At 71.1% G+C, this 14,259-nt stretch carries 8 protein-coding genes; 3 read left to right on the forward strand and 5 right to left on the reverse strand.

Going from position 1 to position 14,259, the window contains the following annotated elements:
* Nucleotides 1-11: 11 nt before the first annotated feature.
* From BLU84_RS15325 to BLU84_RS15345, 5 genes are all read right to left on the reverse strand, one after another.
* The gene (locus BLU84_RS15325) at nt 12-785 is read right to left on the reverse strand and encodes a thioesterase II family protein (RefSeq protein ID WP_074868873.1); all 774 of its coding nucleotides are present in this window, start codon (nt 783-785) and stop codon (nt 12-14) included.
* Nucleotides 782-4,261, reverse strand: a complete 3,480-nt coding sequence (locus BLU84_RS15330) for a non-ribosomal peptide synthetase (RefSeq protein WP_074868876.1) — start codon at nt 4,259-4,261, stop codon at nt 782-784. The genes BLU84_RS15325 and BLU84_RS15330 overlap by 4 nt, the downstream gene beginning before the upstream one ends.
* Before the next feature lie 468 nt (nt 4,262-4,729).
* A complete protein-coding gene (locus tag BLU84_RS15335) occupies nt 4,730-7,024 on the reverse strand; it encodes a tetratricopeptide repeat protein (protein ID WP_074868880.1) in 2,295 nt (764 codons plus the stop codon).
* 97 nt (nt 7,025-7,121) lie between these two features.
* Complete coding sequence (locus BLU84_RS15340) at nt 7,122-8,963, reverse strand: ATP-binding protein (RefSeq protein WP_233431153.1); 1,842 nt, start codon at nt 8,961-8,963, stop codon at nt 7,122-7,124.
* A 149-nt stretch (nt 8,964-9,112) separates the two neighbouring features.
* Nucleotides 9,113-10,210 carry a polysaccharide biosynthesis/export family protein gene (locus BLU84_RS15345; RefSeq protein WP_074868888.1) on the reverse strand — a complete coding sequence of 366 codons (1,098 nt, stop codon included), beginning with the start codon at nt 10,208-10,210 and terminating at the stop codon, nt 9,113-9,115.
* 668 nt (nt 10,211-10,878) lie between these two features.
* On the opposite strand from BLU84_RS15345, the gene BLU84_RS15350 reads away from it, so the two are divergent.
* The 3 genes from BLU84_RS15350 (at nt 10,879) to BLU84_RS26595 (ending at nt 14,136) form a co-directional block, all read left to right on the forward strand.
* Entirely contained in the window at nt 10,879-11,307 is a 429-nt protein-coding gene (locus BLU84_RS15350) for a low molecular weight protein-tyrosine-phosphatase (RefSeq protein ID WP_074868891.1), read from the forward strand.
* 122 nt (nt 11,308-11,429) lie between these two features.
* Nucleotides 11,430-13,652: a polysaccharide biosynthesis tyrosine autokinase gene (locus BLU84_RS15355; protein WP_074868894.1), complete on the forward strand. Its 2,223-nt coding sequence runs from the start codon at nt 11,430-11,432 to the stop codon at nt 13,650-13,652.
* Nucleotides 13,653-13,695: 43 nt separating this feature from the next.
* Entirely contained in the window at nt 13,696-14,136 is a 441-nt protein-coding gene (locus BLU84_RS26595; protein ID WP_139175027.1) for a hypothetical protein, read from the forward strand.
* The last annotated feature ends 123 nt before the right edge of the window (nt 14,137-14,259 follow it).

Consider the following 14,259-nt stretch of genomic DNA (forward strand, 5'->3'; position numbering starts at 1 on the left):
CGCACGCCGAGTCAGGCAGGCTCTTGCGCTGGTTCTTGCTCCGGCAATCGCTCCAGCGCGAACCCGGCCACCAGCGCCATCAACGCCTGCGGCGTTTCCGCGGCGAGCAGATGCCCGCCGCCGATTTCGCAAGCGCGCAAGCCGCCGCCGCTGCGCGGCCGCCACTGCGCCAGCGCGGCGAACGGCGACAGCGCATCGGCATCGCCAGCCACGGCCAGCACCGGCAACGGCAGCGGCGCGTCGGCGCGGTTGCGGTAGCCTTCGAACAAGGCGAAGTCGGCGCGCAAGGCCGGCAGCACCACATCGAGCAGGACCGGATCGGCCAACACTTCGTCCGGCAGCGCGCCCATCGCGTTCATGCTCGCGGCGAAATCGGCGGACGCGGCGATCTGCGCGGCGCCGGCGAAATCCTGGTCCGGGCTCGGCGGCGCCGACAGCGTCAGGCCCGCCGGCATCGCGCCTTGCGCGCACAACCGGCGCGCGGTCTCGAACGCGATCAGGCCGCCGGCGCATTGGCCGAACAGGAACACCGGAAGATCCGTCCGCCACTCGCCGAGGATCGTCGCCGCCGCTTCGTCCACCACCGCGGCCAGCGACTGCGGCAAGGGTTCGGCGACGCGCCGCTCGCGCCCGGGCAGGCGCACCGCCGCCACGTCGAGCCACGCCGGCGCGTGCGCGGCGAACGCGCGCAGGTCGGCCGCGCCGGCGCCGGCATGGGCGAAGGCGTACAGGCGCGCGCGCGGCGCGTCGCCGGCGCGGCGCCAGCGTTGCAGCATCGCGCTCATGCCGACACCTCCACCCGCCGCGCGACCAGATCGGTCAGGTGCGCCAGGGTCGGGGTCGGATAGAACTCGCGCAGGCTGATCTGCGCGTCCCAGGTTTCGCGGATGCGCGCCAGCAGGCGCGCGGCGCGCAGCGAATCGCCGCCGAGGTCGAAGAAATCGTCCTCGTCGCTGGCGCGTTCGAGCTCCAGCACTTCGGCGAACACCCGCGCCAGTTCGCCGCGCCAGCCGCGGCGCGGCTCGTCCGCGCGCGCCGCCGCAGCCTGCGCCGGCGGCGATGCGGGCTGCGCCGCTGCCAGCGCTTGGATCGCGCGCCAATCGACCTTGCCGATGCGCGTCACCGGCAACGTCTCCAGCGCCAGCCAGCGCGCCGGCTGCATGTAGCCCGGCAGGCTCAGCTTCAACTGCGTGCGCAGGCCGTCGACGAAGGCCGCATCGGCGGCGACGCCGGCGACCGGCGCCACCGCCGCGAACAGGCGCTTGTCGCCGCTGTCGCCGGTTTCCGCGCGCACGGTGGCGTCGCGCACGCCGGCGAGGTCGAGGATCGCCCGGCGCAGGTCTTCCAGTTCGACCCGATGGCCGCGGATCTTGACCTGCCCATCGCGGCGGCCGTGGAAGTGGACCACGCCCTCCGGCCCGATCCGCGCCAAATCGCCGGTGCGGTACAGCCGTCCAGGCCGGTCGCTGCAGAAATGGCCGAAGCGCGCGGCGGTGTGGTCCGGATCGCCGAGGTAATCCAGCGCCAGCCCGGCGCCGCCGGTGTGCAGTTCGCCGAGCGCGCCGGGCGGCAATTCGCGGCCGCGTTCGTCGAGCACGCACACCGTGGTGTTGGCCAGCGGCACGCCGATCGGCAGCGGGTCGCCGACCGCGTCGGCATCGTCCACGCGGTGCACGGTGGTGAAGGTGCTGTTTTCGGTCGGGCCGTAGCCGTTGACCAGGCGCAGGCCGGGGTTGAGCCGCAGCACGCGGCGGCTCTGCGCCGCCGGCACCACGTCGCCGCCGGCCAGCAGGCAGCGCAGCGTTCCGAGGCGGTCGGCGGCGAAATCGGCGACCAGACGGAACAGCCCGGCGGTGAGCCAGGCCGCGGTCACGCCGCGCTCTTCCAGGAACGCGCCGAGCTGTTGCGGCGTCGGCAGGCCGGGCGGATGCACCACGACGCAGCCGCCGGCCACCAGCGGCGCGAACACTTCGAAGGTCGAGGCGTCGAAGGCCAACGGCGCGAAGCGCAACATGCGCTGTCCGGGCCCGGCTTCGCAGTAGCCCGGCTCATCGACCAGACGCATCACCCCGCGATGCGGCACGCGCACGCCGCGCGGCGTGCCCGTGGTGCCCGAGGTGAAAGCGACGTAGGCGACGCGCTCGCCGCCGGCGTAATCGGGACCGATGGCTGGCGTGTCTTCGCCATCCCAAGCCTCGCACCAAGGTTCGACCCGCGGCGCGGCGACCTGCGCGGCGACGGCGTCGCCGGCCGCGGCGAGGATCGCGCGCGGGCGCAGCGCCGCGCACATCGCCTGCAGGCGCGCCGGCGCCGGATCCGGTTCGAGCGCGACATAGGCCGCGCCGCAACGCAGCACGCCGAGCAGCGCGACGATTTCCGCATACGAGCGGTCCAGCCGCAGCAGCACGTGATCGCCCTCGCCCACGCCCGCCGCGCGCAAGCGCGCGGCCTGCAAGGCGCTGTCGCGTTCGAGCTGGCGGTAGCTGCGCCGCAGTTCGCCGTCCTCGACCGCGGGCGCGTCGGGCGTGGCCCGCGCCTGCTGCGCGAACGCGGTTTCGATGGCGATCTCGCGCAGCGGCCGCGCGGTGTCGTTGAGCCGGTCCAGCAGCGCGCGCTGCGCCGGCGAGATCGCGCGCGCGTCCTGCACCGGCCGCTGCGGCGCCGCGGTCAATTCCTCCAGCGCAGCGCGCCAGCTTTCGAACAGGTTGGCGACGGCGGCGGCATCGTAGATCGCGCTGGCGAATTCGATCTCGCCGGCGAAGGCCGGATCGGCACGCTCGACGAACACGGTCAGGTCGAACGCAGCGCGGCCGCCAAAGCCGTCTTCGATCGCGACCCGCGCGCCGCCGGCGCGCAGTTCGTGCGGGATCAGCCGGTCGTGCATCGAGAACACCACCTGCACGTAGGGATTGAACGCGGCCTCGCCGCCGGCGCCGGCCGCCTGCAGGATCTGCGCGTACGGCAGGCCGGCGTGGCTCAGCGCCGCGGCCAGCGAGGCCTGCACCGCGCGCGCGTGCATCGCCGCGTCGGCGTCCTCGTCGATCTCCAACACCACCGGCACGATGTTGTTGCACAGCCCGATCAGCGACTGCAGCTCCGGCGTCGGCCGGTTCGGCGCCGGTACGCCGAGCGGGAACCGGCTCAAACCGGTGTGGCGCTTGAGCGCGAGAGCGAAACCCGACAACAGCAGAGCGAAATCGGTGGTGCTGGCGGCCGCGGCGAGCGCGCGCACGCGCTGGCTGAGTTCGGCGCCGAGGTCGAAGCGCCAGCGCTCGCCGGCGGAATTCTGGATCGGCGGGCGCGCCCGCGCGCACGGTAATTCGACCAGCGCCGGCACCTCGTCCAGGCGCTCGCGCCAGAACCCGGCCTGACGACGATGGCGACCGGCCTCGCATTCGGCCTGCTGCCAGCGCAGCAGCGCCTGCAAGGTCGGCGCCGGCCGCTCGTCGCCCGGCAAGGCCGGATCGCCGCGCAGCGCCGCGTCGTAGCGCGCGAACAGTTCGCGCAGCAGCAGGCCGATGGCCCAGCCGTCGAGCAGCAGATGGTGCGCGCACAGCAGCAGCGCATGGCGCTGCGGCGAAAAGCGCGCCAGGGCCAGGCGCAGGGCCGGCTCGTGGGCGTGATCGAAACGCGCCGCCGCCAGTTCGCGGCCGAGCGCGTGCGCCCGCGCCAGCGCCGCCGCCTCGCTGTCTTCGTCCAACTGCGCATGCAGCACGCGCAGCGCGCCGCGATGGCCCGGCAAGGGTTCGGCGCGCAGGCCTTCCGAAGTGTGGCGCAGCGCGGTGCGCAGCGCTTCGTGCCGGCGCACCAGCGCGTCGAAGGCCAGCGACATCGCCGCGATGTCGACCGCGCCGTCGATGGCGGCGACGAACACCAGATGGTGCGGCGGGCCGTCCAGGGCCAGTTCCGACACCCACATCGCTTCCTGGCCCAGCGGCACCGCGGTGCCGGATTCGGCCTGCGCCGCGGCGTGCGCTTGCGTGTCCGCTTCAGCGTGCGGCGGCGCCGCGCGCGCCTGGGCCAGCACTTGCGCCAGCGGCGCGCCGCCGAGCAGATCGCTCAGCGACACGTCCAGGCCATGCTCGCGCTGCAGGCGCGCGGCGAAAGTCATGGCGGCGAGCGAATCGCCGCCGAGCTGGACGAAACTGCCGAGCCCGGCGCGGGCGGCGGCCTGCTCGCCCAAAGCCTCGCGCAGCAACGGCGCGAGCGCCGACCACTCCACCGGCGACGCGGGCGCGTCGTCGCAATACAGGTCTTCCATTCCTGCTCCTTGTGCGAACACTGAAGTTGTCGGGCGCGCTCGCGCGCATGCACGAGGGCCCGGCTTGCGCGGTCCGCGCCGTCGCGGCGGGTCCGCCGGGGACGGCGGAGGCGACGGGATCGCGGGACGAATGTAACAAGAACCGCCGGGGCTCACGCCGCATGCGGCCCGGCGCTTGCGCGGGCGCGATGAGGCATCCGGCAGCCGTCAGTCTGGGCCGGTTCGGTCGCAGGCGTTGCGATGATGCGTGGCGATTTTTGCGTCCCGCAGCGGCCTGGGGCGGTATGCGGCAGCATTGATCGATAGCCGGGCGCGCGGCGCCGGCCGTGGTCCTGCCCCTCGCCCGGCGCGTTGCGCACCGGGCGGAAAGCGCAGCGAAGCGTATACACCGGCGGGCGCACGGCGAACCGCCGGCGCCCGCAGTGCGCGCCGGCGGCTATCCGCCGTCGGCGCAGCGCTCCTGCGTCGTTACAGCCCGTAAGCCTCGACCACCGCCTCATGCCGCGACACATCCGCGCCAGCCTGCTCGGCCAGCTGCTGCCAGCTCAGCGGGTGCTCCCAGCCGGCGGTGAGTTCGTGCAGGCGGCGGTCGATCTCGACCGGCGCCAGCTGCGGCGGCGTGGCCAGGAAAAAGAACACGCCGGCCAGCGCGCCCTCTTCTTCGCTGGCCGGATCGCGCACGCGGTAGTCGTCGCCGCTGCGCACCCACAGCGACCAGTCCAGCGCGTCCACCGCTTCGCACAAGGCTTCGAACGCGGGTTCGCCGGGGTGGGCGCCGTCGACGAACCAGCTGCGGTAGTCGGCGCGATGCAGGGTGTGGACGACCCGGAACGGCGCCAGCCAGCGCTCGCGTTCGGCCTCGTCCTCCGGCGCCTGCTCCAGCGGCGCGGCGTCGAACACGACTTCGTCGCGCACGTGCTGGGTGCGGCCCGGCGGCGCCACCGTCGCCACCTGCGCGGTGACCGGCCCGGTGCGGCGGGCCAGGCAGTCGTAGCTTTCGCCGTCGCGCTCGTAGCGCACCCGCACCCAGCCCCAGGTTTCGCGCACCGGGCCCTCGCTGCCGGTGAGCTCGATGCCCAGCCGCGCGGCGGCGCGGCGCACCGCGTCCCAGTCGCCGGCGGCGCTGGCGGCCGACATCAGGTCCCAATCGTCGCCGCCGGGCTGCTCGGCGCGTTCGGCCAGTTCCGCATACAGGCCCACGGCCTGGGCGAAATCGCGTTCCTCCATCGCCGCGCGCGCCCACAGCCGGCGCGCGCCGTCGGCGTCGGGCGCGGCCTCGAGCAGGCGCTGCACGTGTTCGCCGACCTCGCGCCAGCGCGAATGGCGGAACGCCAGCTGCGCCCGGCACCAGTGCGCGAACGCCGCGCGCTGCGGCTGCAGCAGCGCGGCCAGGCGTTCGACCTGGGCGCCGGCGTCGTCGCCGTCGAGCAGTTGTTCCAGCAGTTGCCCGGCCGGCGATTCTTCCGAACCGGGATGGCGGCCGACGAACTCCCACAGATGCGCCAGCGCTTCGGCGCGCGCGCCGCAGGCCAGCATCGCCGAGGCCAGCAGGCCGGCCAGCGCGCCGTCGTCGCGGCGCTGGGCGTAGGCGGCCTGCAGCAGCTCCATGTCCTGTTCCGGATCGGAGCCCTCGTTGCCGCGCACGTGTTCGTAGACCTGCTCGGCCGGCATCGGCAGCGCGAACTCGCCGCCCGCGGCGGCGTCCACGCGCGCGGCGAAGGCGTCGATCAGCGCCGCGGCGCCCAGATCGGCGCGCAGCCCGGACAGATGGCCGCGGGCCAGCTCCAGCGCGCGGCGCGCGCTCCACGGCGCGTTGCGCAGCAGCGCCAGTTCGCCGTGGCGCAGCGCCAGTTCGATGCAGCGCCGGTGCGCGCCGACCTGGTCCATGTGCGCGGCCATCGACATCAGCAGGCGGCCGAGCCGCCAGTGGTTGTGCTCCGGCCGCGCCTGCGCGATCAGCGCGATCGCCTCGGACCAGCGCGGATACAGCAGCGGCACGATCAGCGGGCCGTACTCGGGCAGCGCTTCCCAGGCTTCGTCGATGCGCTGCATGCGCGCCAGGATCAGCGCGCGAAAGGTGCGGCGGCTGAGCCGGTCGCCGTCGTCGTCGTCGAGCATGTCTTCGGCGTCGATCGCCGCCAGTTCGGCCAGCGCCTGCTCCAGGCGGCCGGCGCGGAACAGCGCGGCGGCCTGGGTCTCGCGATAGGCCACGCCCGGCTCGGCGCCGTCGCGGCGCATGTTCTGCGCTTGCCGCTGCAGGTAATCGACCGCCTCAGCGGCGCGCTCGTCGTCCATCAGCGCCAGCGCGTACTCGCGGCTGATGCAGTCGTAGCAATTGCGGCTCGGCTCGATCCGCGCCAGCGTCTCCTCGCTGACCGCCAGGCGCTCGGGCACCCAGCCCGGGCCGTCGACGTTGCCGTAGCAGATCGCGATGTCCTGGGTCACGCACACCGACTGCGGGCATTGCTGGGTCTGGTCGCGATGGGCGAACTCCAGCAGCGCCACCGCTTCGGGCAACGCCTTCTCGCCCTCGGCCAGGTTGCGCATGCGGTTCTGCAGGCCCCAATGGCGGAAGAACACCTCCAGCCACGGGTGCTGCAGCGCGCGCGCGGCGGCCAGCGCCTCCGGCAGCATCGCCTCGACCCGCTCGGGATGGTTCTCGTGCAGTTCGTTGGGAATGCGGTTGATCAGCTCGACCAGCCGGTATTGGCCGGCTTCGTTGAGTTCATCGCTGAGGTCTTCGATCCACTGAAAGATGTCCATATCGGGGTCCCCGTCTGGCTGTGTCGCTTTGGCGAATGGGTTGGGAGAAACAGGTGCGGCCGGCCTGCGCTGCAGCGGCGAACGCCGGCCGCCGGCATCAGGACTCTGGCGCAGGCGGCAGCAGCCGCAACGCGCTTTCGCCGATGGCGGCGAGCGCGCCGTTGAGGCGCGGCTCCTGGCCGTCGGCTTCGCTGTGTTCGCTGTGGCTGTCCATCAACTGCTTGACCGCGCGCAGCAACCGCGCCGCCGGCGCCGCGGCGGCCGGATCGCGGCGCGCGGTCGCCAGCAGCGCCGCCACTGCGGGATTGTCGAGATTGACGTACAAGCGCGCTGGCGCCGAGCCGTCGATGCCGGCGGTGAAGCCGCGCACCAGCCGCAGCGCGGTCATGGAAATGCGCTTGTCGGCCTCGTCGCTTTCCAGCCGGCGCTTGAGCTCGGCTTCGCGGTCGGGCACCGCCATCAGCGGCAGTTCGGCCGGGGCGAAGCGCGCCGGCACCAGCCGCTCGCCGTCGCCTAGCGCTTCGCGCAGCCACTCCACCTCTTCGGCCGGCAGCGGCTGCTCGGTGAACAACTGGCGGTTGCCCTGCTCGGTGCCGATCTCGATCAGGCGCCCGCCGTGGCGCTGCGCCCACTGGCGCAGGAACGGCAGCACCGCGTAACGGTCGCCGCGCGCGACCGGGACGCCGAGCATGCGGAACAGCATGTCCTCGAAGCCGCCGCCGCCCAGGCCGACATGGATGACGCCGTCGCGGCGCAGCGCGCCGGCGCGCAGTTCGCCGTGCGAACTGGGAATGCGCACTTCCCCGGCCAGCAGCTCGAACAGGCGCGCATCGCACAACGCTGCGCCGAGCAGCGCCTCGTTGTGCCGCGCCAGGATCCGCCGCCACGCCTCGGGCTGTTCGCGCGCCAGGCTCGCCAGGCCGGTGATCAGCGCCTCGGCGATGGCGTGCTGGGCGGCGCGATAGGCGTCGTTGCGCTGCAGGTCTTCGCGGCTGGCGGTGGGCATCAGCCGGCTGGATTCGATCACCCCGCCGGCGAAGCCGGCCCAACTGGGCAGCAGCTCGCGCGCGTCGTCGTCGAGCAGCATGCCGCGCACGAACACCGACAGGTTGCGGTTGTCGCTGTTGCCGTAAGTGCCGCCGTCCTGCACCCACAGCAGGCCGCGCAGGTCGTGCTCGGGCGCGGCCACCGGCAGCGCGCAGATCGGCTCGAACTGCGACTCGAAACGGCTGGCGAAGCGCAACTGGCGTTTGCGCGCCTGCACCGGATGTTCGTTGCCGGCGTCCGGGTCGCGCCACGGCGGCGGCTCGGGATTGACCGGCTCGGCCGCGCTGCCGATGTAGATGGGCACGCGCAGCAGCGCGCAGTAACGGCCGAGCACGCGCGCCAGATAGTCCTCGCCGGCCAGCCGCGCGTGCTCCGGACGCAGCAGCAGCTCGACCACGGTGCCGACCTCGCGCGCCGGCGCCGGCGTCAGCGAGTACTGCTCGCCGTTGCTGGACTGGTAGCGCCAGCCGCGCCCGGGCTGCTGATACGAGGTGGTGTGCACGGTGACCCGCTCGGCGATCACGAACGCCGACAGGAAACCCAGGCCGAACATGCCGATCAGCTCGTCCTCGCCGGCGCCGGACTGGCGCAGGCCGCGGGTGTAGCCGACGCCGACCGTGGCCAGGTACTGATGGATCTCGGCATCGGTCAGGCCCGTGCCGGTGTCGGTCACCCGCACCGTGCGCGCGGCGAGGTCGCCGCTGACGGTGATGCGCGGCGCCGCCGGCGCCTGCGCGTCTTCCAGCCGGCGCCGCACGATCGTGTCGTGCGCGTTTTGCACCAGTTCGCGCAGCGCCACCAGCGGGGTCGAATACAGGTGTTGGCCCAGCACGGTCATCAGACCGCCCAGGTCGACCCCGGCCGTGCGCAGTTGTGCGTAGTCGCCTTCCAAGTCTCGCCGCTCCCTTTCGCGCCGCACGCCGGCGCAAGACGGCCAAACTTAACAGACAAGCGCGCGCCGCAGCAGCGCGCGCGTCGCCGCCCGGCGGCGAGCGGGCGCCGCGCGCGCGGGACGCCACACGCCGCAAAGCCGCGCCGCGGTCAGCGATCCAGCAGGTCCTGGGTGTTGGCGGCGTTGTTGACGATGTTGGACAGCGGCAGCAACTGGTTGACGAAGCGGTTCCAGCGGGTCACCCCGGCCGGGCCGACGAACACCACATCGCCGGCGCGCACATGGAATTGGCTGCCCAGCGCGAACGCCGCCGGCGATTTGGCGTCGAGGTGGAAGATCGTCGCCGGCTGCTTCTCCTGGCTTTCCACTCCGCGTATCACGTATACCGCCTGGCCCTTGGCGGTGAGCGGATTGAGGCCGCCGGCGCGGCCCAGCGCCTGGGTCAGGGTCAGGTCGGTGGTCTTGAAGGTCATCGCCTGCGGCCGCACCACCTCGCCGACCACATACACCTCTTTGCGGTCGTTGTACGGCAGGAACAGGTGATCGCCGGCCTTGAGGTAGATGTCCTTGGCCACCGAGCCGCCGCGGTTGAGCTCGTCGAGGTCGAGCCGGTACTGGCGGCCGTCGCGGGTCAGCACGAAGCCGGCGAGGTCGGCGCGGATCGGATCGACCGTGGCCGCACCGATGGCCTGGGCCAGGGTCAAGGGCGTGGCGGTGATCGACTGGCGCTCGGTCTTGACGAAGGCGCCCTGCAAGGTCACGCGCTGGCTGCCGTAATCGATGATGCTGACGTCGACCTGCGGGCTCTGCACGTAATGGGCGATGCGCGTGGTGATCTGCGCGCGCAGCTCCTCGATGGTCAGGCCCTCGGCGCGGATCATGCCGACATAGGGATAGAACAAGGTGCCGTCGGGCCGCACCAGGCGGCCGTTGGCCGCGGTCTGCTGCTGGGTGCCGGCCGGCGAGGTCAATTCGGGATGGTCCCAGATGGTGATGTACAAGGTGTCGCCGCGGCCGATGCGGTAAGCCTCGGGCTGGTACGACAACAGCTCGATCGGCACCGAGGTTTCCACCCGCTCCTGCGCGGACAGGAACGTCGGCGTGATCGCCACCATCTGGATGTGGCCGTCCTGGGCCAGGCCGCTGCGGGCGAACTGCCCGGGCGAAATGAACTGGCCCGGCGCGAACGCGCAGCCGCCGAGTCCGACGATGGCGGCCAAGGCCGCGACGCCCGAAATCTTGATCATGCGGAAAGATTCTCTAAAGCGGAAACACGATGGGAACGCGCCGCGGCCGCGCGGATTCGACGCGGGACGGTGCGATGCGCGATGAGGGGACACGCGATGAGGCAGCGCGTCGCAGCGGCGGCGGGCCTGTACGCGAAACCGCCGCGGGCCGCACGCGGCGGCGCGGATGCGCGGCGGCGTGCGGGGGCGATGTGTCGATGCGAAGTGGCGGCATGGGGCTGTGAGCGTCGCAGTCAGTAATGGCCAAGCCCCCGTGCCGCGCAGTATAGCCAGCCCATGCGCATCGCTGTCACGCACGCACCGCGGAAACGCATCACGTTTCGCCGATGGCGCGACCTCGATACAGCTGAGGTTTCGACAAAGCGGCCGCGGCGAGGCCGCAACGAACACGATGCAATGCAGGAACGATGCCAACATCGCCGAACGAGAACGAATGTTTAACGTTCGCGTTGAAGTGTTGCGAAAAACGCGCAGCGCTTGAACAAAACAAAAAGCGGCGGGGTGATCCGCGTCACGACTTGGCCCTTGCGTGTGGAGTTCGTGTTGACCGTGTCATGACCTGCTCTATACATTGCCGCCTCGTCGCGGACCCGTCGGGGGGCGGATCCGCAACACCGCGCCAGCCAGCGCAACGCGGCACGGACGGCTCATAACGACAGGTTTCAAGCGTGTTCCGAAATGTTCTGGTCGTATGCGTCGGCAACATCTGCCGCAGTCCAACCGCGGAAGTACTGTTGCGTCGCGAGTTGAAAAACGTAACGGTCGCATCCGCCGGGCTCAAGGCCCTGGCCGGCCATCCGATCGACGCCACAGCACAGGCCGTGCTGTCCGGACAGGGATTGAGTGGGCAATCCCATGTCGCACGCCAGTTGGACCGCTCGATGATCGATGCGGCCGATCTGGTCCTCACGATGGAGCCGTGGCACAGCGAGGCCGTGCTCCGTTCGTACCCACACGCGAGAGGAAAAACCTACTTGCTAGGCAAATGGCTGGACAACACCAGCATTCCCGACCCCTATCGGCAATCGCGCGAGAGTTTCGAGCGCGCCTACCAGCTCATCGATTCGGGCGTGAATCGCTGGAAAGCGTACTTCTGAGCGTTGCGCGCGTCTGAGCGCTGCGCGTTTGCGGGCGCGCTCGCAGTTGCGGGCACGTTCGCGTTCCGCTTGAGACGCGCCTACGGGCGCGCCGTTCCACTTCACTCAAGGCCTTCCCCCCAATGGCGGCAGCTTCCACCACGCATGGCCCGCGCCAGGACGCCGGCGCGAGCGACGAAATCGACCTGGCCGCGCTGCTGGGCACCTTGTTCGACCACAAGTGGCTGATCGGCGCGGCGATCGCGCTCGGCTTCGCCCTGAGCGCGGCCTACGCGCTGCTGGCCGCTCCGGTGTACCAGGCCAACGCGATGGTGCAGGTGGAGTCCAAGACCCCGACCCTGCCCGGCCTCACCGCGGTATCGCAGGCGCTGACCGACTCGGCGCCGCAGGCGATGACCGAGATTTCGCTGCTGACCTCGCGCACCGTGCTGGGCAAGGCGGTCGAGGACCTCAAGCTCGATCTGCAGATCGAGCCCGCGTACTTCCCCGTGCTCGGCGCCGCCATCGCGCGCCGCTTCCAGCCCGCCACCGGCAACGAACTAGCCGCGCCGTGGTTCGGCCTCAACCGCTACGGCTGGGGCGGCGAAACCCTCGACATCGCCGAACTCGAAGTGCCCGACGATCTGATCGGCAAGCCGCTGACCCTGATCGCCGGCGCCGACGGCGGCTTCGAACTGTTCGACGACCAGGACCAGCGCCTGCTCGGCGGCGACGCCGGCCAGCTCGCGGTCGGCGGCGGCGCGCGGCTCAAGGTCGAACGCCTGCTGGCCCATCCGGGCATGCGCTTCGAACTGACCAAGCTCTCGCGCCTGGGCATCATCGCCGCGCTGCAGAACAACCTCACCGCCAGCGAGAAGGCCAAGGATTCGGGGATCATCCAGCTCAGCTACGAGTTGCGCGATCCCGACCTGGCCCAGGCCACGCTGGAGTCGATCACCCGCCAGTACATCCGCCAGAACATCGAACGCAACTCCGCCGAGGCCGCCAGCAGCCTGGAGTTCGTCAACAAGCAGCTGCCCAACGTGCGCCGCGACCTGGAGAAGGCCGAGCACACCCTGGCCCAGTACCAGTCGCAGGCGCACACTGTCGACATCACCCTCGACGCCAAGTCGCTGCTCGACCAGATCGTCTCGCTCGACACCAGCATCTCGCAGCTGCGCCTGCAACAGGCCGAAGTGACCCGCCGCTACACGCCCGCGCATCCGGCCTACAAGGCGCTGATGGCGCAGATCGGCGAGCTGGAGGCGAGCAAGCAGAAGATCAACGACCGCATCGGCACCCTGCCGCAGACCCAGCAGGAACTGATCGGGCTGACCCGCGAAGTGCAGGTCAGCACGCTCACCTACACCAACCTGCTCAACCAGGCCCAGCAGCTCGACATCGCCCGCGCCGGCACGGTCGGCAACGCGCGTGTGGTCGACCGCGCGGTGGTCGACACCAGCCAGCCGGTCAAACCCAAGCGCGCGCTGGTGGTCACCATCGGCACCTTCCTGGCCGGCTTCCTGGCCGTGGGCTACGTGTTCCTGCGGCAGATGCTCAACCGCGGGGTCGAGCACGTGCAGGAGATCGAACAGATCGGCCTGCCGGTGCTGTCCTCGATCCCGATGAGCGCCTACCAGCGCGACCACGAGAAGGCCGGGCGCAAGCTGCGCGCCGGCGGCGGCAACGGCAAGCCGCACCTGCTGGCGCTGGACGCGCCCAACGACCTGGCGATCGAGGCCATGCGCAGCCTGCGCACCGCCCTGCACTTCGCCCGCCTGGAAGCCAGCAACAACATCCTGATGATCTGCGGCTCCAGTCCCGGCGCCGGCAAGACCTTCGTCTCCACCAACCTCGCCGCGACCATCGCCCAGGGCGGCCAGCGCGTGCTGCTGATCGACGGCGACCTGCGCCGCAGCAGCCTGCACAAGGTGCTCGGCCAGGATCCGCGCAACGGCCTGTCGGACCTGCTCGCCGGCCGCATCGACGCGGCCACCGCGATCCGGCGCACGCCGATCGACAACCTGCACTTCATCGCCCGCGGCGAAGCCCCGCCCAATCCGTCGGAGCTGCTGATGCGGCCGGAACTGGGCGCGCTGCTCAAGACCGCGGCGCTGCAATACGACCTGGTCATCGTCGACACGCCGCCGATCCTGGCGGTGACCGACTCGGCCATCATCGGCCGCCACGCCGGCACCAGCCTGATGGTGGTGCGCTTCGGCCTGAACCCGGCCAAGGAGCTGGCGCTGGCGATGCAGCGCTTCGAGCAGAACGGCATCGAACTCAAGGGCGCGGTGTTCAACGCGGTCGAACGCCGCCACGACACCCACTACGCCTACGGCTACGAGTACCGCGCCGGCGCCTAGCCGCCGGCAAGCAAGTTTCTTTTGCGCGAGAGGAAAGCATTCGATGATTTCCATCGCAACCATCCGCACCGGACGCGGCCGCTCATCGAGCGCATGGCGCGCGCTCGACGGCGCGTGCGCGTGCGCGCCTGCCGTCGCCCACGCGAAATCACCAAAATTCCCGCGATTTTTGCCTTATGCGTCGAATGCGCAATGCGATGTCAAGCACTCGCGTTGGCATAGAAAAATTTCCGAACCATTGCAGATGCGCAACCACTCACGGTTCCTGAATCCCATCGAGAAACGACTTACGGGCGCACAGTATTTCGCAACGCAAGAGTGGCACGATGCCGTCCGCCGAGAGTGCGACAGCGAAGCGAAAGCTCACGGCGAAAGACAGCGAAACGTTTTTTCCGCATCCGCAAGCAACGCACGCCCGAGCGTCATCGCAACGGCCGACGCGCTCGCACGATGCAGGCGAAGACACAGGCGGCGCGCCGGCTGACGGCGCACCGCAACGTCCGGCCGAAACGGCGGGCAAGCGCAAGGATCGGCGCAGCGACACACGTATTGACCGAAGGGGGCGGTCGTCGGATGGGTCTACCGAAGACTTACCTTGGAAACGACG

Source organism: Lysobacter enzymogenes (genome assembly GCF_900106525.1).
Taxonomy (GTDB): Bacteria; Pseudomonadota; Gammaproteobacteria; order Xanthomonadales; family Xanthomonadaceae; genus Lysobacter; species Lysobacter enzymogenes.

What these genes read in the sequence shown, in the direction of transcription:
- BLU84_RS15325 (WP_074868873.1), bottom strand. Translation starts at nt 785, where the DNA reads ATGAGCGCGATGCTGCAACGCTGGCGCCGCGCCGGCGACGCGCCGCGC.
- BLU84_RS15330 (WP_074868876.1), bottom strand. Translation starts at nt 4,261, where the DNA reads ATGGAAGACCTGTATTGCGACGACGCGCCCGCGTCGCCGGTGGAGTGG.
- BLU84_RS15335 (WP_074868880.1), bottom strand. Translation starts at nt 7,024, where the DNA reads ATGGACATCTTTCAGTGGATCGAAGACCTCAGCGATGAACTCAACGAA.
- BLU84_RS15345 (WP_074868888.1), bottom strand. Translation starts at nt 10,210, where the DNA reads ATGATCAAGATTTCGGGCGTCGCGGCCTTGGCCGCCATCGTCGGACTC.
- BLU84_RS15355 (WP_074868894.1), top strand. Translation starts at nt 11,430, where the DNA reads ATGGCGGCAGCTTCCACCACGCATGGCCCGCGCCAGGACGCCGGCGCG.
- BLU84_RS26595 (WP_139175027.1), top strand. Translation starts at nt 13,696, where the DNA reads ATGATTTCCATCGCAACCATCCGCACCGGACGCGGCCGCTCATCGAGC.